Annotated in this window: 17 protein-coding genes, 1 tRNA gene and 1 pseudogene (1 of these 19 cut by a window edge); 9 read left to right on the forward strand and 10 right to left on the reverse strand. The window is 60.4% G+C overall.

Features of this window, described 5'->3' with window-relative positions; genetic code table 11:
* Window positions 1-465 precede the first annotated feature (465 nt).
* The 4 genes from GJA_RS17500 to GJA_RS17515 all read left to right on the forward strand — a co-directional run bounded on the left by GJA_RS17500 (window position 466) and on the right by GJA_RS17515 (window position 3,439).
* Window positions 466-1,848: an aminotransferase-like domain-containing protein gene (locus tag GJA_RS17500; protein ID WP_038500258.1), complete on the forward strand. Its 1,383-nt coding sequence runs from the start codon at window positions 466-468 to the stop codon at window positions 1,846-1,848.
* Between the two features lie 194 nt (window positions 1,849-2,042).
* The gene (locus GJA_RS17505) at window positions 2,043-2,627 is read left to right on the forward strand and encodes a hypothetical protein (RefSeq protein ID WP_144241582.1); all 585 of its coding nucleotides are present in this window, start codon (window positions 2,043-2,045) and stop codon (window positions 2,625-2,627) included.
* Window positions 2,624-2,950, forward strand: coding sequence for an STAS-like domain-containing protein (locus GJA_RS17510; protein ID WP_038494684.1), 327 nt, complete (start codon window positions 2,624-2,626; stop codon window positions 2,948-2,950). The genes GJA_RS17505 and GJA_RS17510 overlap by 4 nt, the downstream gene beginning before the upstream one ends.
* A 12-nt stretch (window positions 2,951-2,962) precedes the next feature.
* Window positions 2,963-3,439, forward strand: a complete 477-nt coding sequence (locus GJA_RS17515; RefSeq protein WP_038494685.1) for a hypothetical protein — start codon at window positions 2,963-2,965, stop codon at window positions 3,437-3,439.
* A gap of 298 nt (window positions 3,440-3,737) precedes the next feature.
* On the opposite strand, the gene GJA_RS17520 is transcribed toward GJA_RS17515, so the two are convergent.
* From GJA_RS17520 to GJA_RS17540, 5 genes are all read right to left on the reverse strand, one after another.
* Window positions 3,738-3,827: transfer RNA gene (locus GJA_RS17520), tRNA-Ser, on the reverse strand.
* A gap of 106 nt (window positions 3,828-3,933) precedes the next feature.
* A complete protein-coding gene (locus tag GJA_RS17525; RefSeq protein ID WP_038494688.1) occupies window positions 3,934-5,991 on the reverse strand; it encodes a putative bifunctional diguanylate cyclase/phosphodiesterase in 2,058 nt (685 codons plus the stop codon).
* 2 nt (window positions 5,992-5,993) lie between these two features.
* Complete coding sequence (locus GJA_RS17530) at window positions 5,994-7,103, reverse strand: HDOD domain-containing protein (RefSeq protein ID WP_339325663.1); 1,110 nt, start codon at window positions 7,101-7,103, stop codon at window positions 5,994-5,996.
* Between the two features lie 288 nt (window positions 7,104-7,391).
* On the reverse strand, window positions 7,392-8,018 hold the full coding sequence (locus GJA_RS17535) for a response regulator (RefSeq protein WP_038494693.1): 627 nt from the start codon (window positions 8,016-8,018) through the stop codon (window positions 7,392-7,394).
* Between the two features lie 36 nt (window positions 8,019-8,054).
* Complete coding sequence (locus GJA_RS17540) at window positions 8,055-9,413, reverse strand: cache domain-containing protein (protein ID WP_038494694.1); 1,359 nt, start codon at window positions 9,411-9,413, stop codon at window positions 8,055-8,057.
* A gap of 199 nt (window positions 9,414-9,612) precedes the next feature.
* Between GJA_RS17540 and GJA_RS17545 the strand changes: the two genes are divergently transcribed.
* From GJA_RS17545 to GJA_RS17565, 5 genes are all read left to right on the forward strand, one after another.
* Window positions 9,613-11,673, forward strand: coding sequence for a carbon starvation CstA family protein (locus GJA_RS17545; protein ID WP_038494697.1), 2,061 nt, complete (start codon window positions 9,613-9,615; stop codon window positions 11,671-11,673).
* Window positions 11,673-11,873 (forward strand): YbdD/YjiX family protein, encoded by a 201-nt coding sequence (locus GJA_RS17550; protein ID WP_038500264.1) that lies wholly within the window; start codon window positions 11,673-11,675, stop codon window positions 11,871-11,873. Before GJA_RS17545 ends, GJA_RS17550 begins: the two co-directional genes overlap by 1 nt.
* A gap of 199 nt (window positions 11,874-12,072) precedes the next feature.
* Window positions 12,073-12,651: a YfiR family protein gene (locus tag GJA_RS17555; RefSeq protein ID WP_051781045.1), complete on the forward strand. Its 579-nt coding sequence runs from the start codon at window positions 12,073-12,075 to the stop codon at window positions 12,649-12,651.
* An 8-nt stretch (window positions 12,652-12,659) separates the two neighbouring features.
* The gene (locus GJA_RS17560; protein ID WP_038494699.1) at window positions 12,660-15,518 is read left to right on the forward strand and encodes a response regulator; all 2,859 of its coding nucleotides are present in this window, start codon (window positions 12,660-12,662) and stop codon (window positions 15,516-15,518) included.
* A 1-nt stretch (window position 15,519) separates the two neighbouring features.
* Window positions 15,520-17,631: a putative bifunctional diguanylate cyclase/phosphodiesterase gene (locus tag GJA_RS17565; protein ID WP_038494702.1), complete on the forward strand. Its 2,112-nt coding sequence runs from the start codon at window positions 15,520-15,522 to the stop codon at window positions 17,629-17,631.
* A gap of 19 nt (window positions 17,632-17,650) precedes the next feature.
* Here GJA_RS17565 and GJA_RS17570 read toward each other — a convergent pair whose 3' ends face one another.
* From GJA_RS17570 to GJA_RS17590, 5 genes and pseudogenes are all read right to left on the reverse strand, one after another.
* On the reverse strand, window positions 17,651-18,814 hold the full coding sequence (locus GJA_RS17570) for an esterase-like activity of phytase family protein (protein WP_242404568.1): 1,164 nt from the start codon (window positions 18,812-18,814) through the stop codon (window positions 17,651-17,653).
* 48 nt (window positions 18,815-18,862) lie between these two features.
* A complete protein-coding gene (locus tag GJA_RS17575; RefSeq protein WP_038494705.1) occupies window positions 18,863-20,080 on the reverse strand; it encodes a CaiB/BaiF CoA transferase family protein in 1,218 nt (405 codons plus the stop codon).
* A gap of 3 nt (window positions 20,081-20,083) precedes the next feature.
* Entirely contained in the window at window positions 20,084-20,674 is a 591-nt protein-coding gene (gene recR / locus GJA_RS17580) for a recombination mediator RecR (RefSeq protein ID WP_038494708.1), read from the reverse strand.
* 44 nt (window positions 20,675-20,718) lie between these two features.
* On the reverse strand, window positions 20,719-21,045 hold the full coding sequence (locus GJA_RS17585; protein ID WP_038494711.1) for a YbaB/EbfC family nucleoid-associated protein: 327 nt from the start codon (window positions 21,043-21,045) through the stop codon (window positions 20,719-20,721).
* Between the two features lie 69 nt (window positions 21,046-21,114).
* Window positions 21,115-22,032 (reverse strand): annotated as a pseudogene (locus GJA_RS17590) (DNA polymerase III subunit gamma/tau); it runs 1,176 nt beyond the window's last position.

Raw genomic sequence — 22,032 nt, forward strand, 5'->3', positions numbered from 1 at the left:
GTATTTCCAGGCTATTACTTGACACTATCTATCGTGAGGAGCACTACCTCAAAACGCTGCTTCAGCAGCTACATTTTTTTTCAAACCGCTCCCCAGGCATCCTGTTTGAATCTTTCAGTATATCTAAGTAGGTCGTGGAAAATAATGGTGAAATTATGACGAACAGAACCGGATGCGCTGCAAGGGGGCCCGCCGAGGGCGCTCGTTGCGACGCAGTGCGAGCACTGCTAACAAGGTGCAACACCGCAGAGCGCCGGTTATGGAAGTCAGAAATCACAATCATTTATTACGATCTACTTCGCTATGAAATATCAATCGGATCCAGCGGAGTGATTTGCCGAATCCGGATGAGAGAGGAGCAAACGCCAGCGACTGCCATGCAAGGATGGTGTTGCTGCACGCCCTGATGCATACTACTTAAAAACAATTTCCATACATTGAGACAAAATGTCCCAGTTAAAAACCATGCAAGATGAAAATTTACCCATCTGGTTGCCGCGATTGGCCGGGAACAAAGGGCCACGCTTTTTGCAGATTGCGGATGCGTTGCAGGCGGCGGTGGCAGACGGATCTTTGACCCCGGGTGAGCGCCTGCCTCCGCAGCGCCAGTTGGCAGCACAGCTGGACGTCGACCTGACGACGATCACGCGCGCATACGACGAAGCCAGACGCCGCAACTTGTTGGAGGGCCGCGGCGCCCGGGGCACCTATGTCGCGGCGCCGAAAGTCGAGTTGAACGCTATCCTCGACCTGAGCATGAATACCCCGCCAGCGCCGGATGGCGTGGACTTCGACGACATGTTGAAACAAGGTTTGTCTCAAGTATTGATGAGGGCAGATAATGAATTGCTGATGACTTACCACTTGGGCGGGGGAAGCGACTCCGACCGCAAGGCCGGAGCCAAATGGCTGGCACCGATGTTTGGACATCTGGATTCAGGGCAGCTGCTTGTCTGTCCGGGTGCGCAAGCGGCGATCGCCGCATTGATCCTTGCGCTGACGGAGCCTGGCGATGTCATCCTGGCAGAGCCGACGAGTTATCCCGGCTTGCGTGCCGCGGCCGCCCAATTCGGCCGGCACATCATTGCGGTGGAAGCGGACCAGCACGGGATGGTGCCTGAACTGCTTGAGGCAGCGTGCCGCCAGCACAAGCCCGGGCTGGTCTACCTCAATCCGACATTACAGAACCCGACCGCCATCACCATGCCGGAACGCCGGCGCAAGGAGCTCGCCAGCATCGCGCAGCGCTGCAATGTACGCATCGTCGAGGACGATCCCTACTGGCTCCTTGCCGATGCCCCGCCACCGCCGATTGCCACGTTTGCCCCGGAACAGGTGATCTACATCTCAACCCTGTCGAAATGCCTGACGCCCGGCTTGCGTGTCGCCTTCGTGCTGATACGCGACCGGCACGAACGCGAACGTTTCCTGGTCGCGCTCAGATCATTTGCGCTGATGGTCGCGCCTCTGACGGCCGCACTGGCCACGCAGTGGATACTCGACGGTTCGGCTGACCGCTTGATGGAAGGCGTACGCAAGGAGGCGCGCCTGCGCCACCGGATGGCCCGGGATATTCTGGCGGGGCGCTACAGCGGCTTTGATGACGGCCTGCATGTATGGCTCGAGTTGCCGGCGTATTGGAACTCCTCGCAGCTTGCGCGTGCAGCCGACAAGGAGGGCATCGCAGTCACGCCGGCGGAGGCATTCGCCACCGGCAGCGGACACGTGAATGCCATTCGGATCTCTTTGGGGTGTATCAAGGACAGGGGGCGCTTGCAGGCAGGGCTTCAGCGGCTGTCTCAGTTGCTGGCGCGGCGGCCGGAGGGGTTTGGGGGGGCGGTGGTTTAGCTGTTCAGGGAATACTGTGCTTTATTCGGGAGTGCTCTCAATGCTGTCGCAAATTGGTTTGCTGGCTCAGGGTTTATTGATCGTGAGATCACGCGCGAAAGTGAACAGACTGGAAAAAGCTACGTTAGCCGTGCAGCACAACGTTCGCTTTGGGGGGAAAGCAGATGCTCGTATAGGTCCAAGAAGCTGCAGTTGTGTCAAACTTTAATGTCGCAAACGACGGACTTGGCAAGCTTCGACAAGCGTTGGTGCCGAACTTTATTTGCACGCGCAGCGCGTCGATATCCCTTGCATCAATTTATACAGGCATCACCGAGGCTATGACCAACGTTTCCAATCATGCTTACGATTTAAGCCGGGAGGATGGATTGGGAATTGACGATCAGAAAGACTGGTGGATGTTCTCTCATGAAAAAGACAACTATCTTTCCGTTGCCTTTTGTGACTTAGGTGCGGGCATACCGCGCACTCTTCCGGTGAAGCGCCGCAGCGTCTGGAATAGATTAGTCCGTAAAGGTCTGAAGAACGATTCAGACATCATCAAATTTGCTGTGAAGGACAGTGTGTCCAGAACAAGAAAGAGTCATCGCGGAAAGGGGCTGAGGCAGATCATGGAGGTCATAAATGGACTCCCAGATGCCCAAGCAATCGTCTATAGTAACCGTGGGGTCTTCATGATGAATTCTGGTGGCGCATCTCGCTCAGTTGACTACCATGATAGTATACTTGGGATCTTGATTTTTTGGAAAATTCCCTTGCCAGCCAAGGAGGCAGTATGATCACCACAATTAGAGTAGCACAAGAATTTTCGCGATTTCCAGCAGGTCGTTTTGTAAAAGATGGCCCGTTCAGTGGCGAGCTGTTCCGTCGTAAATTTCTCGAACCGGCCTTCAGAATGGCAGAGAAGGTTGTAGTCGACCTGGACGGCGCACGCGGTTACGGCTCCTCATTTTTAGAGGAGGCATTCGGCGGATTAGTACGCTTGGGTATCCCCAAGCATGATGTAAAAGACAAGCTAGAAATACAAGCAAGCAACACAAGTCTCAAAGTGGAAATTTTGGACTACATCGATAAAGCAGTGCCAATCCTCGTGCCTCACTAAGCATCGGCGTATATGGCTGATAAGAGTTTTTGGGATGGGATTCCTTGGGCTATTGCGGTAATCGGGTGGGCATGTACGCACTTCTTCAGTGAAGCTAGGGAACGCAGGAAAGAGGTGCGCTCCCAGCTCGATAAATTTTACGAGCAACTTCAAAAACTTGAACAGGATGGTCGTGCGTTTCACTGCTCTGAGAAATTTGACGGCATCAAATCTGCGGATTTGATTACACGCATTTATAGCCTTGAGCGATTATTAACGAGGGTAAAGATTGTAAGTGTAGACAACCTTAATCCTTACATAATAGCTGTTCGCAGAGCCTTAACACTGAATAATTTTGATGTCTCTGCTTTCGTATCGCAAACCCATTCTAGCCCCATTGCACTGGAGATCTCGGCGGCCATAGAGGACTTGGAACTTGCTATTGAGCACCAATATACAGTGCGCTATCCGAACAAATTTCCGTACTTTCAATTTAATATCCGTAACTGATCGAGCAACAGCGAATTTCTCCGGTATGTGGGTACGAGGGCCAGTTCTGCCTTTCGGACACGAGCTTACGCGTTGTACGTCGTAGAAGCCAGCTCAGTCACGAACCTAATTAGAACCACGAAGCGCGCCCACGGCGCGCAGGGCTGCCGCGCAGCGGCAGCAGTTGGGCGATTCGGGGAGGCTTGCGCCGGTAGGCGCAAGGCCTTCGAATCTCACACGCAGGGCGCGCAGGCGCCCTGCTCGCTTCCGCCAAGAAATAAAAAAAGCCGCCCGAGGGCGGCTATTCTTTTTTATTTCTTGGCGGAAGCGGTGAGATTCGAACTCACGAACAGCTCACACCGTCGCCAGTTTTCAAGACTGGTGCCTTCAACCACTCGGCCACGCTTCCTGCTGCCGATATTATACATAATCCACTCCACCTTACCAATCTATCCCTGCGCGATAACTGTTTCCCTACAGAAAAATGCACGCTGAAGCGACACGCAACAGCCATGTCAGCTGTCCAGGCCCCAGTTCTCGCGCAAGGCCGCTTCGAATTCCAGCGCCGGCAACGGCTTCGAAAACAAGTAACCCTGCACTTCATCACAGCCTGAGCTCTTCAAAAACGCCAGTTGTTCGACCGTTTCCACGCCTTCGGCGATCACTTTGTGGCGCAGTTGCCGGGCGATGCTGATGATGGTGCTGGCGATCGCGCAGTCGTTGCCGTCGTCGGGGATGCCGGTGGTGAAGGACCGGTCGATTTTCAAGGTGTCGATCGGAAAGCGCTTCAGGTAGGACAGGCTGGAGTAGCCGGTACCGAAGTCGTCCAGCGACAAGGCCACGCCCAGCTCGGTGATGCGGTCCATGATGCCGATTACGCGCTCGATGTTGTTCATCAGCGTGCTTTCGGTGATTTCCAGTTCCAGCCACGCCGGTTCCAGGCCGTAGCGCTGCAGGGTCTGTTCCACCCGCACCGGCAAGGCCGGAGTGAATTCGCGCGCGGAAACGTTGACGGCGATGCGCACCGGCGGCAAGCCGGCCTGCTGCCATGCCTGGGCCTGGGCGCACGCCGCTTGCAGCACCCATTCGCCGATGTGCACCACCAGCCCGGTCGCTTCGGCCAGGGGAATGAATTCGGACGGCGGGATCATGCCGCGCTGCGGATGGCTCCAGCGCACCAGCGCTTCGGCGCCGATGATGCGGCCGGTCGCCAGCGCAAATTTCGGCTGGTAGTGCAGCAATAGCTGGCGCTGCATCAGCGCGTGCCGCAAGCCGGTTTCGACGCGCATGCGTTCTTGCATGCCGAGGTTCATCTCATGGCTGTAGAAGGCCACCGATTCGCTATCGCTGCCGCCATCCTGCTTGGCGCGGTACATGGCGATGTCGGCCAGGCGCAGCAGGGTTTCGGCGTCGCCGCCGTCTTGCGGGTAGACGCTGATGCCGATGCTGGCGCCGACGCGCAAATCATGGCTGTCGATCAGGAATGGCTGTTCCAGCGAAGCCAGCAATTTTTGCGCGACGGTGCTCGCTTCGAAGTGCTGGCCGATGTCGAGCAGGCACACGGCGAATTCATCGCCGCCTAGCCGCGCCACCAGGTCCTGGTCGCGCAGCACGCCGCGGAAACGTTGCGAGATCTGGCGCAGCAATTCGTCGCCGATAGGCCGGCCCAGCGTGTCGTTGATCAGCTTAAAACGATTCAAGTCGATGAACAGCACACAAGCATGGGTCCTGGTGCGCTGCGCTACCGTCAATCCCTGGTCGACCAGCTTGGTCAGCAGGGTGCGGTTCGGCAAGCCGGTCAGCGCATCGTAATAGGCCAGGTGGTGCAGCCGCTCTTCGGCCAGCTTGCGTTCGGTGATGTCGGTCAGGTAAGCGATCAGGCCGATCGCGCGCTCCTCCATGTCGCACAGCGGCGACAGCGACAGGCTGGCCCAGAACACTTCGCCGTTTTTCTTGCGGCGCCGCACTTCCATCAGGCGCCCGCCCTGTTCGGCAAAGGCGTCGTGGAAACCGGTGTCTTCATCTTCGTACAGGAACAGGATGTTTTGCCCGACCGCTTCCACCGAGGTGTAGCCGAACAGCCGCTCGGCGCCCTTGTTCCAGCTGGTGATGTAGCCGGTCAAGTCCATCGTCAGCACGGATTCGTGGATCTGGTCGAGGATTTGCGATTGCTGTTGCAGCAGCGCCTCGACTTGGGCGTAAGCATGGGTCGAGCGTTGTGCCAGCGAATGCACTTGCAGCACGCCGGCGGTCAGCGTGGCCAGGCTGGCCAGCCGGCCACGCTCGTCGTCGCCATATTGCTCGCGGCCGCAGACCGCGAAGTGGCCGAAACACTGGCCGTCGTAGCGGATTTCCTGGATCAAGCCCTGCTCCAGGCCGGGCAAGCCGGCGCCATAGCCGGGTTCCGCCAGGATGCCAGGCGCGGCGGGCAAGTAACGGCCATGCGGGCTGGCGGTGACGGCGCGGGCGATGCGCCCCAGTTCCTCGATCAGGGCCGGGCCGCGCAAGCGCAATACCGCGTCGCACAAGGCGGCGCTGTCGCCGAGGTAGTCTGATACCGGTTGCAGCAACATGCTTACAGGTTCCGGCTGACCTGGATTGCCCATTGATAAGCCTCCAGCAGGCTGCGCCAATAGGTTTCAGCATCGATGCCGGCGCCAGCCAGCACCTCGGGGGACATATCGGCAATCGCATGGCCGCTTTCAGCCAGCACCAGCAAACGTCCCAGCTCGCCGCCCCGCTCGCGCAACGCCAGCGCGACTTCGGGATCGAGCTTGAGCACGGCCAGGATCTGCTCCATCGGTATGCCCAGCAACACATCCAGCAGCGAAAACACGCCGGCCATGAAGGCCAGGTCTTGCTGGTCGCGGTCGCCGCCGTGGTATTTGCACAGCGCTTCCATGTGCGCCGCGCGCACCGCCGCCAGCGGCAGCAAGGCATGGTTGCCGCCATCTTCTTGCTGCCGCGCGTACAGCAGCAGTTGCAGCCAGCGCTGCAATTGACGCCGGCCCAGCAAGGTGATCGCTTGTTCAAAATTACTGATCGGGATGCTGAGCCCGAACGCCGCCGAGTTGGCCAGTTTCAGCAAGTGATAGGACAGCGATGGATCTTGCCTGAGCTGCAGCGCCAGTTCGGGCGCATCGGCGTCGCGCGCCAGCAAGGCCAGCAAGGTCAGCAGGCGCTTGCGCGAAGTGCCGTCGTCGGGATTGCCCCTATTGCGCGCCGCATGCAGCGCGTGCTCGCCGGCAAACCACGAAAAGCCGCCGCCGCGGCATTCGGCCAGGCGCGTGGCGCTGTCGACCTGGTGCACCAGGTGCGGGCCGGGCAAGGCCAGCAGTTGATGCAGGCTGGGCAAGTCGCCGCGGCTATCGATGCTGGTCCCGTGCGCGCCCATCTTGAGCGCCGTCATGCCGGCCGCGCCGTCGAGCAAGATCCGGTAGCCGTCGTCGGCCAGTGCCAGGCAGCGCTGTTGTACCGGTTTGCCGGCGGCCACAGCGGAGGGAATACGCAACAGGGTGCGCCGGGCCGGCAGCGCGGCCAGCACACTGTCGCTCAAGCCGCACGGATCGCTCAGCGTAACGATCAATTGCAGCGGCGCCAACGCGGCGAACACATCGCCTGCGCTGAGCAGCATCGACAGCGCGGCATCGCTTGCCTGCAACGGCAAGTGCAATATGACGGCCACCCACTCATGATGAGCATTGGCAACTGCTTGTAATCCCACCAATGGAAACAGCTTGGATTCAGACGCGGACATCGGTATCTTTGTATGGGCGCAATGGTAATGAAACGGTTGGTGACGCATAAATCTCTTAGTAAAACGAGCAAACGTCACCAGCCTCAGCCATTCTATCCGAATCCATCTAAACAGACAGTTTTATTTTGGCAATAGTAATGGAAGAAGATTACTGGTTTCATGCATACAATGCATACCAATTTTGCATAACAATTTAGCATGGCAACTCAGGGCACATCAGCCATCGAACTGGGCATGCTCGACCGCATATTTGATCAGTTCAGCCTGCCCCTCGATGCCCAACTTGCGCTTGATGTTCAAACGGTGGGTTTCGACGGTGCGCACGCTCAAGTCCAGTTCGCGGGCAATCTGCTTGTTCGACTGGCCGGCCGCGATATGCTGCAAGACCTGGTGTTCGCGCACCGTCAGGTGGGTGTCGTGGATCAGCGGACGCGCCAGTTGCTGGGCCAGTGCGGCGCTGTAATAGATGCCGCCGGACATCACGGTCTCGATCGCGAACACGATATCCTTGCCCGGCGCATCCTTCAGCACGTAGCCGCGCGCGCCGGCCTGTATTGCCTGCGACACATATTCCAGCTTGTCGTGCATCGACAGTATCAGCACCGCGATGGCGGGAAAGGCCGCCTTGAACAACGCCGTCGCATCGATGCCGTTGATGCCGCGCATATTAATGTCCATCAAGACCAGCTCGATATTGTGCTGGCGCGCCTGTTCCAGCGCCTCTTCGGCGCCGCCCGCTTCCGCCACCACGTCGAAATGCGGCACGGCTTCGAGGCGTGCGCGCAAGCCGTCGCGCACCAGCGGATGATCGTCGACCAGCAGGATTCGGATGACTTGCTTCATAATGTTTGCTTCATAGCGTTTTTACGATCATGGTATTCAAATTGTCAGGTCGACCCGCGCCAGCACTACCGTGCCGGACGGCGATGAAGTGATCAGCAAGTCGCCGCCGATCGCTTCCATCCGTTCCATCATATTGCGCAAGCCGATGCCGTGTTTCGGGTGCAAGGCGATGCCGTCGGTGTCGAAACCGATGCCGTCGTCGGCGATGCGCAATGCGACCCGGTGCGGCGATCCGCTCAGTTCGATGACGATCTGGCTCGCTTGCGCATGCCGCTCGATATTGGTCAGCGCTTCCTGGGCGATGCGGAACAGCACGGTATTGGCGACGTCCGACAAACCTTCGCTGCCGCCTTCGGCCCGAAATACCACCGGCGTCCTGCTATTGTCCGAGAATTCGCCGGCCAGGTGTTCCAGCGCCGCCGCCAGGCCCAGGTCGTCGAGGATCGCCGGACGCAGATTATGCGAGATGCGGCGCACTTCGCCCAGCACATTATTGAGTTGTTCGGCGGTACGCTCGAAAGTGGCTTGGGCCTTGGCTTGTTGTTCGGCAGTGCCGGTCAGGCGGATAATGCCCGCTTCGATTTGCAATTTGATCGACACCAGCCATTGACTGATGCCATCGTGCAAGTCGCGCGACAGCCGCGCCCGTTCCTCTTCCTGCGATTCGACCACGCGCTGGGTCAGTACTTTCAGCTTGGCGTCGGCGACCCGCAATTCGCTGATATTGAGCGCCAGCCCGGACACCGCCAGCGCCAGCGAGCTGAGGATGGCGATCGCCGCGATCCACAGCATGGTGCTGCGGATATTGCCCGATTGCTGGGTATCGACCCGCGCCAAGGCATCGTCGACATCGTCGAGATAGATGCCGGTGCCCATCATCCAGCCCCAGTCCGGCATCAGTATCACATAACCGAGTTTCGGCGCCGGCTTGTGGCTGGACGGCTTGATCCAGTTATAGCGCTCGAAACCGCCGCCGGTCTTGGCTCGCTGCAACAAATTCTGTATCGTCAGGCGGCCGCTGGCATCGCGCAATTGCCACAGGTTCTGGCCGACCAGTTCCGGCTGGCGCGGATGCATCAGAGAATTGCCTTGCATATCGTAAATAAAGAAATAGCCGTCATCGCCATAACTGAGCGCGCCGAGGATGCGCTTGGCTTCTTCCAGCGTAGCCGGATCCTTGCGTCCCGAACGGTACAAATGGGCGATCGAATGGCTGGCCAGCGTCACATAATGTTTCAGCTCGGCTTCCTTGCTGGCCAGATACGCTTGCTGGATGGTGGCCCGCTGCTGCTGCGCCAGCATGATGGCCTGATGCCGCACCGCCAGCGCGATGCCGCACATGGCCAGTATCAGCGGCGTAATTGCCAGGAAGATTACTTTTTGCCTCAACTTCATGGCGTTTCGCTATTCCGGGGTGAAGGGTCCGATTTTACGTTGCCGCGCCGGATTCGGCCTGCGTAATAATACTTAGTGCAACTGCGTAATGCTGCGCTTGATCTAGTTATACGAATCGTGAATACTCGCCATAAGCTGACAATTCCGTACCGGCACAGACCGGGCGAGTGCGGCGCCCGTCTATTCTTGGAGGAGCAATATGCAGCGTTTCATGAAACAACTAGGCTGGGCCGCGCTGGCCCTGGCCGGCGCCGGCTCGCTGGGCGTCATCGCCCTGCAGCGCGGCGAATCGATCAGCGCCATCTGGATCGTCATCGCCGCCATCTGCATTTACCTGATCGCCTACCGATTCTACAGCCTGTACATCGCCGACAAGGTATTCGGCCTCGACGCGCGCCGCATGACGCCGGCGCACAAGTTCAACGATGGCCTCGATTATGTGCCAACCAATAAATTCGTGCTGTTCGGCCACCATTTTGCCGCGATTGCCGGCGCCGGCCCGCTGGTCGGCCCGGTACTGGCCGCGCAAATGGGTTATTTGCCGGGCATGCTGTGGATACTGGCAGGTGTGGTATTCGCCGGCGCGGTGCAGGATTTTATCGTATTGTTCATTTCGATGCGCCGCGACGGCCGCTCGCTGGGCGACCTGATCAAGGCGGAACTGGGCGAAATTCCCGGCATGATCGCGCTGCTCGGCACCTTCATGATCATGGTCATCATCCTGGCGGTGCTGGCGCTGATCGTCGTCAAGGCGCTGACCGGCTCGCCGTGGGGCAGTTTTACCGTGATGGCGACGATACCGATCGCGCTGTTCATGGGCGTGTATTCGCGTTACATCCGGGTCGGCCGCATCGGCGAGATTTCGCTGATCGGATTTGTGCTGCTGATGCTGGCCATTATCGGCGGCCAGTATGTGCAGGAATCGCCCCTGTTCGGACCGATGTTCACCTTTACCGGCACCGAATTGACATGGATGCTGATCGGCTACGGTTTTGTCGCCTCGGTATTGCCGGTCTGGCTGTTGCTGGCGCCGCGCGATTACCTGTCGACCTTCTTGAAAATCGGCACCATCCTGGCGCTGGCAATCGGCATCATCTTTGTCGCGCCCTACCTGAAAATGCCGGCCATGACCAAGTTCATCGACGGCAGCGGCCCGGTCTGGTCGGGCAATCTGTTCCCGTTCCTGTTCATTACCATCGCTTGCGGCGCCGTGTCCGGCTTCCATGCGCTGATCGCCTCCGGCACCACGCCGAAGATGATCGAGAACGAAAGCCACGCCCGTTTTATCGGTTACGGCGCGATGCTGATGGAATCGTTTGTCGCCATCATGGCGCTGGTGGCCGCATCGACCATCGAACCGGGCGTGTATTTCGCGATGAACAGCCCGGCCGCGCTGATCGGCTCGACCGCCGAATCGGCCGCGCAGGCGATTTCGCAATGGGGCTTTTATGTGACCCCTGAGATGCTGACCCAGACCGCCAGGGATGTCGGCGAGCACACCATCATTTCGCGCGCCGGCGGCGCCCCGACCTTGGCGGTCGGCATGGCCCACATCTTGTCCGGCGTGATCGGCGGCAAGACCATGATGGCCTTCTGGTACCACTTCGCGATCCTGTTCGAAGCGCTGTTCATCCTGACCGCGGTCGACGCCGGCACCCGCGCCGGACGTTTCATGCTGCAAGATTTACTGGGCAGTTTCGCACCCAGCCTGAAAAAGACGGAAAACGTTTACGCCAACCTGCTGGCCACCGGCCTGTGCGTGGCGGCCTGGGGTTATTTCCTGTACCAGGGCGTGGTCGATCCTTTGGGCGGCATCAATACCTTGTGGCCATTGTTCGGCATCGCCAACCAGATGCTGGCAGCCATCGCGCTGACGCTGGGCACCTGCGTGCTGTTCAAGATGAAACGCGGCCAATACGCGTGGGTCACCATCACGCCGACCATCTGGCTGCTGCTGTGCACGCTGACCGCCGGCTGGCAAAAAATCTTCGACGCCAACCCGCGCGTCGGTTTCCTGGCCCACGCCGGCAAGTACTCGGCGGCGCTCGACCAGGGTACCTTGCTGGCGCCGGCCAAGTCGGTCGCGCAGATGCAGCAAATCGTGTTCAACGATTACCTCGACGCCGGCCTGGCGGGCTTCTTCATGATCGTCGTCATCAGCGTGATGGTGTTCGGCATCCGCACCATCTTGTTGGCGCGCGCCAATAACAAGCCGACCACCCGCGAAACGCCGTTCCAATCGATGCCGACGGTGCCATGATGCTGGACGAAATCGTCAAGGCCGGCCGCTACCTGGGGCAAAGTGTGCGGCTGATGGTCGGCTTGCCCGAATACGATACCTATGTCGCGCACCGGGAATTGACACATCCCGATGAGCCGATCATGTCGTACGAAGAGTTTTTCCGCGAACGCCAGGAAGCCCGCTACGGCGGCGCCGGCAAGCGCGGCGGTTGTTGCTGACAAGCAATCAGTCTCCTTCAGGCGGACATATTCCTTAGGGAGTGGTCCGCTTTTTTTATTCCCCGATCATTGCCGATTCATCTATAGACCCAAATCAATACCTTCTAGAAACTTCCCGCTTATCTTGAATTTTTCCTATTGGAATTAAGTTTTTTCCAACCGGACCACCGCTTGAAGTCATACCAGCTCTGCCGCACACATGATGGAATTCAAGCACCGCCACCGTATCGTTGTGTCCGCGGGCCAGTATTGGTTGCCGCGGCGTATAGCGATATGGCTGTTATTGCTGGCCTGGGGCGCGCCCGGGCCGGGCCTCGCGGCCGGCGCCGATCCGGCGATGACCATCGGTTTTTTATACAACATCGCCCGCTTCACCGACTGGCCGGCCGGTTCGCGCGAATCGCCGCTGACCTTGTGCATGATGGGCGATACCGAGACGCTGAGCCAGGGATTGACCGGTTTTGAAGGGCGCACGCTGTCCGGGCGCGAATGGAAGGTGCGCCATATGTCGCGGCTGGGGGAATTACATGGTTGCAATATATTATTTATCGCCAAATCGGAGGAACGTTATCTGGCCGGCATCCTGCCCGGCGCCCATGCGCGCAATGTGCTGACCGTCAGCGATATCGATGCGTTCGCCGAGCTTGGCGGCATCGTCGGCTTGAGCGGCAATGACGACAAGATCGAATTCGACATCAATACCGCCGCCGCCCGCCACGCCGGCTTGCGCATCAGCTCGCAGGTATTGAAACTGGCTCGCAGCATCCTGGGGAGATAACGCTGTCCATGTTCAATTTCGACCGCTCCAGCATCAGCCAGAAGCTGACCATGATTTCCGTGCTGTCGACCGGCAGCGCCTTGCTGCTGGTGTTTATCGCGTTTGCCGCGACATCGGTATTGAGCCATAAGGAAGATGAGGGCAAGCAACTGCTGTCGCTGGCTGGCGTGATCGGCACCAACAGCGTCACCTCGCTGTTATTCGCCGACAAGAAGCAAGCCGAGCAAACCCTGGCCGCGCTGGGCGTCAAGGATGAAATCACGCAAGCCGCGCTGTTCGACCGCGACGGCAAGCCGTTCGCCCGTTATGTGGCGCTGATCGCCGATGAAAAGCCGGAGCAGTTGCCGGGGCTGAGCGCCTTGCGCCTGGCCGAGATCGGCGCCCAACCGGTGACCGAGACCAGCGGTCCGTTCTGGGCGCCGGAAATCCGCCTGTACCGGCCGATCCGCAACAACCAGGAAATCATCGGCACGGTAATGATCGAAGCCGACTTGATCCATATGTGGCTGGGCATCTTGCGCCACCTCGGTGCGATCAGCGGCGCGACGCTGTTTTCATTTTTGCTGGCGCTGTTCCTGGCGGCCCGCTTCAAGGGCGTCATCGCCGAGCCGATCACCAAGCTGATCAATGCGGCGCAAAAAGTGTCGAGCAGCCAGACTTATACCCACCGCATCCTGCACCAGCGCAGCGACGAACTGGGTACGCTGATCGACAGTTTCAACGACATGCTGGCGCAGATCGACAGCCGCGACGCGACGCTGGCGCATTATCGCGGGCAACTCGAACGCCAGGTCAGCGTGCGTACCGAGCAACTGGAAAAAGCCAAGAACGCGGCGGAATCGGCCAGCCAGGCCAAGAGCGCGTTCCTGGCGACGATGAGCCATGAAATCCGCACGCCGATGAATGGCGTGCTGGGCATGACCGAGCTGCTGCTGGCCAGCCAGCTGACCGAGCAGCAGCGCCACTACACCAGCATGGTCAAGCGCTCCGGCGAGAACTTGCTGGTGATCATCAACGACATCCTCGATTTTTCGAAGATCGAAGCGGGTAAGTTGACGGTGGAATACATCCGCCTCAATTTCCGCGAATTGCTCGACGATATAGACCACGTCTTTTCGCCGCAAGCGAACGCCAAGAATATCCGCCTGGAATTCGATATCGCCAACGATATCCCGATCGCCATCAGCGGCGACCCGAACCGCCTGCGCCAGGTGATCGTCAACCTGCTCGGCAACGCCATCAAATTCACCGAGAGCGGCAAGATCACCGTCAAGGTGCAAGTGGCCGGCGAAGATGCGCAAACCGTCAGCCTGCGCTTCGAAGTGCACGACACCGGCATCGGCGTATCGAGCGAAGCGCAAACCCGGATCTTCGAATCGTTTTCGCAGGCCGACGGTTCGACCACCCGCAAACATGGCGGCACGGGGCTGGGACTGGCCATTTCCAAGCAGCTGGTGGAATTGATGGGCGGGAAAATCGGCGTTGACAATGCTCTAACGCAAGGCTCGATCTTCTGGTTCGAAGTAAATTTCGATAAGCGGCGCATCGCTTTCGACGATGCCTCGTTCAACCCCAAAACCACCCAGGGAATCCGCGCTTTGATCGTCGACCAAACGCCAGGTACGCGCGAAGTGCTGGAGGGCCAGCTGGCCAGTTGGCATATCGCCAGCGACAGCGCCGTTTCAGCCACCGACGGCTTGCAAAAACTGTATGCGGCGGCCCAGCGCGGCCAGCCCTACGATGTCGCCCTGCTCGACATGGAATTGCCGCGTACCAGCGGCCTGGCGCTGGCCGCCACCATCAAGGCCGACCCGCTGATCGCCGACATCAAATTGCTGCTGCTCAGTACCGACCGGGGCGCCGCCGACACGGTGCAGCGGCGCGAAGCCGGCGTGGCCTTCCAGCTGATCAAGCCGGCGCGCGAGTGCGACTTGTTCGATTGCATTGTCACGCCGATGCGCGCCAGCGAAGGCATGCGTATCAGCACGCCGCACCTGCCACGGCCGGCATCCAGCCGCAAGCGCAGGAAAGTCTTGCTGGCGGAAGACAATCCGGTGAATATCGAAGTGGCCATCGCCATGCTCGACGGCCTGGGCCTGGAAGTGGTCTGCGCCCACAATGGCGAACAGGCGCTGAACGCGGCCCGGCGCGACGATTTCGACTTGATCCTGATGGATTGCCAGATGCCGGTGATGGACGGTTTTGCCGCCACCGCCGAAATCCGCCGCCACGAACAGCAATGCGGCCATGCGCGCCTGCTGCCGATCGTCGCGATCACCGCCAACGCCTTGCAGGGCGACCGCGAAGCGTGCCTGGCGGCCGGCATGGACGATTACCTGAGCAAGCCATTTACGCAGCAGGAACTGGGCCATACCATCGCGCGCTGGATCACGCTGCCGCGCGCCGCGACCGTGCATCACGATGAATTGCCGCCCAGGCCGGCGCCCGCCACACCGGCGCCAGTCGCTGCCCCGGCGCCGATGCAGCTTGCGGCGCGCAAGCCGGCCGCCGCCCACAACATCAACCGCCACGCGCTGGACAATATCCGCGCGCTCAGCAGCACCGGCGGCGACGCCTTGCTGGAACGGGTGATCCACGCCTTTGTCGACGATACGCCGCAGCAATTCCTGACCTTGCGCGCGGCCATCGACAGCCGCAATACCGGCAATCTGCGCAAGGCCGCGCACAGCCTCAAGTCGAGCAGCGCCAATGTCGGCGCCGACACGCTGGCTCAGCTGTGCAAGGACATGGAAACGCTGGGCCGCAACGACAGCACCGAAGGCGCAGCCGGCCTCCTGTCAGAGATGGAGCAGGAATTTCACGCCGTACGGCTTACCTTGAGCGCAATCCTGGAAAAGGAAATCTGACATGACAGCGCCCTTATCTCGCAAGCGCGGCCTGGTGCTGGTGGCCGACGACGATCCCGTGATGCGCATGCTGATGCTCGAAATGCTGAGCCAGGTCGGGCTGGACGTGGTCGAAGCCGACGATGGCATCAAGGCGCTGGCGTATTACAAAAGCATGGCGCCGGACCTGGTCTTGCTCGACGTCGACATGCCGGCCATGGACGGCTTTACCGTGTGCCGCGAAATCCGCCGCGCCGAATCGGCGATCACCGTGCCGATCATCATGGTCACCGGCGGCGACGACCTGGAAGCCGTCACCCACGCCTATGAAGAAGGCGCCACCGACTTCATCTCGAAGCCGATCAACTGGCCGATCCTCGGCCACCGCGTGCTGTACGTGCTGCGCGCCAGCGACGCCATCGCCCGGCTGCGCATCGCCGACGCCCACAACCGCGCCGTGCTGGCGGCGATTCCCGATACCTTCTTCCGCCTCAACAAGGAAGGCTTTTATCTCGATTACGAACAGGGCCACGATTCCAGCGCGATCTTCTCGAATGAAAACTGCGTCGGCAAGCACATCAGCGAAGTGCTGCCCAGCGACATCGCCGAGCGCTTGCTGGAACAAATGCACACGGTGCTCGACACGCACCACATCCGCTCGGTCGATTACGCGCTGACGCGGCAAGACACCACCCGCCACTTCGAGGCGCGGCTGGTGGCCACCGGCGCCGAAGAAGTGCTGGGACTGGTGCGCGACATCAGCGAACGCAAGCAGACCGAAGAGCAAATCCGCCGCCTGGCGTATTGCGACAGCCTGACCGGCATCCCGAACCGCCAGGCCTTCCTGGAAACGCTGGAACGCGAACTGGCGCGCTCGAAACTGGGCAACAAGAAATTCGCCGTGCTGTTCATGGACCTCGACGCCTTCAAGCGCATCAACGACACGCTGGGCCACAACGTCGGCGACCATTTATTAAAAGTGGTGTCGGAACGGCTGCGCGAAACCATCCGCCCGAGCGACCTGGTGTCGCGCACCGCCGACCTCAACAACACCAACCTGGCGCGCCTGGGCGGCGATGAATTCACCATCCTGATCCCCGATCTGGAACGGGTCGAAAACGCGCTCAACGTCGCGCACCGGGTCAAGGAAGCGATGCGCCGGCCATTCCTGATCGACTCGCACGAGATATTCGTCACCGCCAGCATCGGCATTTCGCTGTATCCGGAAGACGGCGACGATTGCAACTCGCTGCTGAAATATGCCGACACGGCGATGTACCACGCCAAGAATTGCGGCAAGAATAACGCCAAACTGTATAGTTCTTCGTTGACGATGCAAATCATGAGCCACGTCAAACTGGAAGTCGGCTTGCGCAAGGCGCTGAAAAACAATGAACTGTATTTGCTGTACCAGCCGCAAATCGACGTACCCAGCACCAGGATCGTCGGCGTCGAAGCGCTGGTGCGCTGGCGCCACCCGGAACGCGGCATCATCTCGCCGACCGAATTCATTCCGCTGGCGGAAGAAACCGGCTTGATCGTGCCGATCGGCGAATGGGTGTTGCGCACCGCATGCAGCCAGGCCAAGGCATGGCAAATCGATGGCGTACGGGCGATACGGATGGCGGTCAACCTGTCGGCCAAGCAATTCAAGGATGAAAACCTGATGCAAATCGTGCTGTCGGCGCTGGAAGACACCGGGCTCGACGCGCGCCTGCTGGAACTGGAATTGACCGAAGGCACGCTGATGGACGACGCCAGGGCCACCATGGTAACGCTGGAGCAATTGCGCGGCATCGGCGTCTACCTGTCGATCGACGACTTCGGCACCGGTTATTCGTCGATGAATTATTTAAAGCGCTTCGACGTGCGGGCCTTGAAGATCGACAAAAGTTTTATCTCGGGCTTGCCGCAGGATTCGGAAAACGCCGCCATCACGCGCGCCATCATCGCCATGGCGCATGGCTTGAAAATGGTGGTGGTGGCGGAAGGCGTGGAAACCAATGAGCAACTGCTGATGCTGGAAGAATACGGCTGCGACATGGCCCAGGGTTATTACCTGGGCCATCCGTCGCCGCATGAATCGATTACCGCGATGCTCGACAAGCAGGCGGCGCTGATGCGGCCGAACTGATGTCGAGGCTAGCCAAGAATTATTTCGGCAATACTTCAAACGCCAGCAGCTGGGTTACTTGCTTGTGGTTGAAATTGTCGTCGGAAATCAGCACCAGGCTGTCATGGCCGTTGGCCAGGCGCGGGCCCCACGAAATGCCTTCGATATTGTCGAGCCGGTCCAGACCCAGCGTTTCCAGGTCCAGCACCAGCCGCTTGCGCATCGCCACGAAGCTGGCGCCCTGCAAGGCCGGGATGCCGCTGATGTCGGTCGCGCCGTCGGTATCCATTTCGTAAATCCGGATATGGTTTTTATACGTGCCTTGCGCATCTTCGACGCCGGCACGCTCGATCGCCAGCAATTGATGGTCGTTGACGGCCAGGATTTCCGACACACCATTCTCGGCATGCTTGCCCGGCGCCGGCGACGAGGCAATCGGACCCAGCGGATACGCATATTGCGCCAAGACCTTGCCGTCGCGCGCGATACGGGTCACGCGGGTCAGCGAACCGGCTGACGGCGTCGATACCGGACCATCCTGGTACAAGGACGCTTCCATGCCCAGCCACAATGAATCGCCATCGGGCGCAAATGACAGTCCCTCGAAACTCAGGTTGTTGCGCGAACCGGTTTCTTGCTGCGATACATTAAACATCACCGGCGTCGGCAGCGTCGACAGGTAATTGCCGTTCTGGTCGGCGTGCTTGACGAAGGGATTCAATCCCAGGCGGCGGTCGCCTTCGCTGCCGTACCACAGGCTGGCGTCGCGCGGATCGATACGGATGGTTTCGACATCCGGCACCTCGCCGCCGTGCGCCTGGTACTCTTCCACGTTCTGGTAATTCGTGCCGTCGGCTTGCTTGAAATAATGCATACCAGTCAGCGTCACTGACGCAAACGCGCTGGCGTCGTAATCCAGCCGGGCGCGATAAAAACGCGCCGGACTGAACTCGGAGCGGTCATCGCTTTCGATGATCCAGGTGCCGCTGGCCGGATCGTAATCGATGCCCGACAAACCGCCGACCGGCGTGCCCTGGAATTCCTGCTTCAGTGCAATCCGCTGCTCGCCGATCAGGCGCAGTCCGGCGATCGAGCGCTGCGCGGCCGATGCCTGCGAGGCGGGCGGCTGGACCGCGCAAGCGCTTAATAAACCTGCCGCCAGCAAGGCTGGAATCAAACGCCCGTTAAAAATACTATGCTTCACTTCTTTTCCTTTTTTTAGGGAGGGGACAGATCACATTTTTTGCAATGTTCACAACACGCCATCCTGCCGCAATTGGGCAATCGCCGCGGCGTCGTAGCCCAGCGCGGCCAGTACTTCATCGTTGTGCTGGCCCAGTTCCGGTCCCAGCCATTTGGTCCGGCCCGGCGTTTCGGACAGCTTCGGCGTGATCGCCGGCAGCTTGACCGGCGTGCCGTCGGCGAAATGGTGTTGCTCGAACATGTCGCGGGCCAGGAATTGCGGGTCGCTCATCATGTCGCGCACCGAGTAGATTTTTCCGGATGGCACGTCGGCCGCCTTCAGCACGGCCAGCGCGCTGTCGATGGTGTGGCCGGCGCACCAGGCCTGGATCGCGTCGTCGATGTCTTGCGTGCGTGCCACGCGGCCGTCGTTGCGCGCCAGTTGCGGGTCGCCCGCCAGGTCGATGCGGCCCATGGCCAGCATCAGCCGCTTGAAGATGGCGTCGCCATTGCCGGCGATCACGATATTTTCGCCGTCGCCGGTGGTGTAGGTATTCGACGGCACGATGCCCGGCAGCGAACCGCCGGTGCGCTCGCGCACCACGCCGGCCTGGTCGTATTCCGGCACCAGCGACTCCATCATGTTGAACACGGCTTCGTACAAGGCGACATCGACCATCTGGCCCTGCCCTTGCACCTTGCCGCCGCTCGCATCGCGGTGGCGCAAGGCCATCATCGCGCCGATCACGCCATGCAGGGCCGCCACCGAATCGCCGATCGATACGCCGACCCGCACCGGCGGCCGGTCCGGGAAGCCGGACACATAACGCAAGCCGCCCATCGATTCGCCGATCGCGCCAAAGCCGGGCACGTCCTTCATCGGCCCGGTCTGGCCAAAGCCGGACAGGCGCACCATGATCAAGGCTGGATTGTCGCGCTTCAGCTGTTCATAGCCAAGCTCCCATTTTTCCAGCACGCCGGGACGGTAGTTTTCAATGATGATGTCGGCTTCCAGCGCCAGTTGCCTGGCGATGGCGCGGCCGCGCGGGTCTTTCAGGTTCAGCGTCAGGCTTTTTTTATTGCGCGCCTGCACCGACCACCACAGCGACGTGCCGTCTTTCAAGATGCGCCATGTACGGATCGGGTCGCCGCCTTCGGGCGCTTCGATCTTGATGACGTCGGCGCCGAATTCGGCCAGCATGCGGGCGCAGAACGGGCCTGCGATGAGGGTGCCGAGTTCCAGCACTTTAATGCCGGCAAGAGGGCCGGCCGACACTTTTTTTTCCATTGCTTAAGTTGCCCTGCGGTCGAGCATCGCGCGGGCGATCGTGCCCGCGTCGACGTATTCCAGTTCGCCGCCCACCGGCACGCCGCGCGCCAGCCGGCTGACTTTCAAGCCGCGCGCTTTCAGCATTTCGCTGATGTAATGGGCGGTCGCTTCGCCTTCATTGGTGAAGTTGGTGGCGAGCACCACTTCGGTGACGACGCCATCATTGGCGCGCGCCAGTAATTTTTCCAGATGGATATCTTTCGGGCCGATGCCATCCAGCGGCGACAAGCGCCCCATCAACACGAAATACAGTCCCTTGTAAGTCAGCGTCTGCTCGATCATCAACTGGTCGGCCGGCGTTTCCACCACGCACAACAAGCGCGTGTCGCGTTCGCCGTCGAGACAGGTTTCGCAGATTTCGAGTTCGGTAAAGGTATTGCACATGCCGCAGTGATGCACGGCGTCGACGGCCTGGAACAGCGCCCGCGACAGCATCGCCGCCCCTTCGCGGTCGTGCTGCAGCAAATGGAAAGCCATCCGCTGCGCCGACTTGGGGCCGATGCCGGGCAGGCGCCGCAGCGCCTCGGTCAGGAATTCAAGCGCCTTGGCCATGAATCAGCCTGGGTTGGCGCTGAATGAAACGGGCTGACGGTACATCAGAATGGCATTTTGAAGCCGGCTGGCAAATTCATGCCGCCGGTCAAGCCTGCCATTTTTTCAGCCGAGGTGGCTTCCGCCTTGCGCACGGCGTCGTTGAACGCGGCGGCGACCAGGTCTTCCAGCATGTCCTTGTCGTCGGCCAGCAGCGATGGATCGATAGCCACGCGCTTGACGTCGTTCTTGCACGTCATGACGATCTTGACCAGGCCGGCGCCGGACTGGCCTTCGACTTCCACCAGCGCCAGTTGCTCTTGCGCTTTTTTCATATTGTCTTGCATCGCTTGCGCCTGCTTCATCAGGCCAGCCAATTGGTTCTTCATCATAAACGTGTTCTCCGTATTAATTAAAACAAATAAGATTCATCAGGTGTGCCGCACTCCGCCGAATTCCGCTTAATGCAGCGTGGCCGGCGGCGGCGTGATCGTGCCCGGCACCACGAAGGCGCCAAACTCGCGCTTCATGCTGAGCACGAAGGGATCGTGTTCGATAATTTCCTCGGCCTGCAACTGGCACGCTTCGCGGTGCGCCTGCGCTTCGGCGCTGGCGGTGTACCAGACCGCGCCCAGCTCCGTATCGACGTTGACCTTGCGGCCGAAGCGGTCGCTCAGCGCGGCCGCCAGTTTCTCGACGTTGGCCGGGCTGCGCCAGGTTTCGATCGGCACGCGCAAACGGAACAAGGTACTGTGGCCGTCATGCTGGCACTCGATCAGTTCGGCCTGCACCGCCAGTTGCTGCGCCACGCCGCGCAATGGCAGCACGGCGGCCACGGCCGGCCAGTTGCCGTCCCAGTCCAGGCCCGGCACCGGCGTGATCACATACGGTGCGGCGGGCGCTTGCGGTTTGGGCGCCGGTTTCGCCACCGGAGCGGCGGGAGCGGCTTCGGCAGGCGCGGCCTGCACCGCGGCCGACGCGGTATCGTCGGAAAATTCGGTGACCCATGGCGGCATGTCGTCGTCGGGTTCGGACTGTTGCTGCGGCGCCGGCTGGCGCACCGGCGCTGCTCCCGGCTTCGCTGACACGGCGGCTGGCGGCGCATCTTCCCACGGCGCCGGCGCTTTTGGCTTGACGGCGGCCGGCGGTGCAGCGGGTGTCGCGGCAACTGCCGGCGCGGCCGGAGCCGAAGCCGGTGCAGCTGGCGCGGCGGCCGACGGCGGCGTCGGATTATTGCCCGGACGGCCCTTCGACGCGGCGCGCGCCGCTTCCAGCGCGGCATTGATCGCGGCGCGGGCCGAACTGACGGGTGCCGCTGGCGCGGTGGCCGGTGCGGCGGAGGATGCGGCGGCTGGCGCGGCCGGGACTGGTGGCGTGCG

Origin of the sequence: Janthinobacterium agaricidamnosum NBRC 102515 = DSM 9628 (assembly GCF_000723165.1) — a bacterium.
Classification (GTDB): domain Bacteria; phylum Pseudomonadota; class Gammaproteobacteria; order Burkholderiales; family Burkholderiaceae_D; genus Janthinobacterium; species Janthinobacterium agaricidamnosum.

Coding starts and splice junctions, on each gene's coding strand:
- GJA_RS17500 (WP_038500258.1), top strand. CDS start 466: ATGCAAGATGAAAATTTACCCATCTGGTTGCCGCGATTGGCCGGGAAC.
- GJA_RS17510 (WP_038494684.1), top strand. CDS start 2,624: ATGATCACCACAATTAGAGTAGCACAAGAATTTTCGCGATTTCCAGCA.
- GJA_RS17515 (WP_038494685.1), top strand. CDS start 2,963: ATGGCTGATAAGAGTTTTTGGGATGGGATTCCTTGGGCTATTGCGGTA.
- GJA_RS17525 (WP_038494688.1), bottom strand. CDS start 5,991: ATGTTGCTGCAACCGGTATCAGACTACCTCGGCGACAGCGCCGCCTTG.
- GJA_RS17535 (WP_038494693.1), bottom strand. CDS start 8,018: ATGAAGCAAGTCATCCGAATCCTGCTGGTCGACGATCATCCGCTGGTG.
- GJA_RS17540 (WP_038494694.1), bottom strand. CDS start 9,413: ATGAAGTTGAGGCAAAAAGTAATCTTCCTGGCAATTACGCCGCTGATA.
- GJA_RS17545 (WP_038494697.1), top strand. CDS start 9,613: ATGCAGCGTTTCATGAAACAACTAGGCTGGGCCGCGCTGGCCCTGGCC.
- GJA_RS17550 (WP_038500264.1), top strand. CDS start 11,673: ATGCTGGACGAAATCGTCAAGGCCGGCCGCTACCTGGGGCAAAGTGTG.
- GJA_RS17555 (WP_051781045.1), top strand. CDS start 12,073: ATGATGGAATTCAAGCACCGCCACCGTATCGTTGTGTCCGCGGGCCAG.
- GJA_RS17560 (WP_038494699.1), top strand. CDS start 12,660: ATGTTCAATTTCGACCGCTCCAGCATCAGCCAGAAGCTGACCATGATT.
- GJA_RS17565 (WP_038494702.1), top strand. CDS start 15,520: ATGACAGCGCCCTTATCTCGCAAGCGCGGCCTGGTGCTGGTGGCCGAC.
- GJA_RS17575 (WP_038494705.1), bottom strand. CDS start 20,080: ATGGAAAAAAAAGTGTCGGCCGGCCCTCTTGCCGGCATTAAAGTGCTG.
- recR (WP_038494708.1), bottom strand. CDS start 20,674: ATGGCCAAGGCGCTTGAATTCCTGACCGAGGCGCTGCGGCGCCTGCCC.
- GJA_RS17585 (WP_038494711.1), bottom strand. CDS start 21,045: ATGATGAAGAACCAATTGGCTGGCCTGATGAAGCAGGCGCAAGCGATG.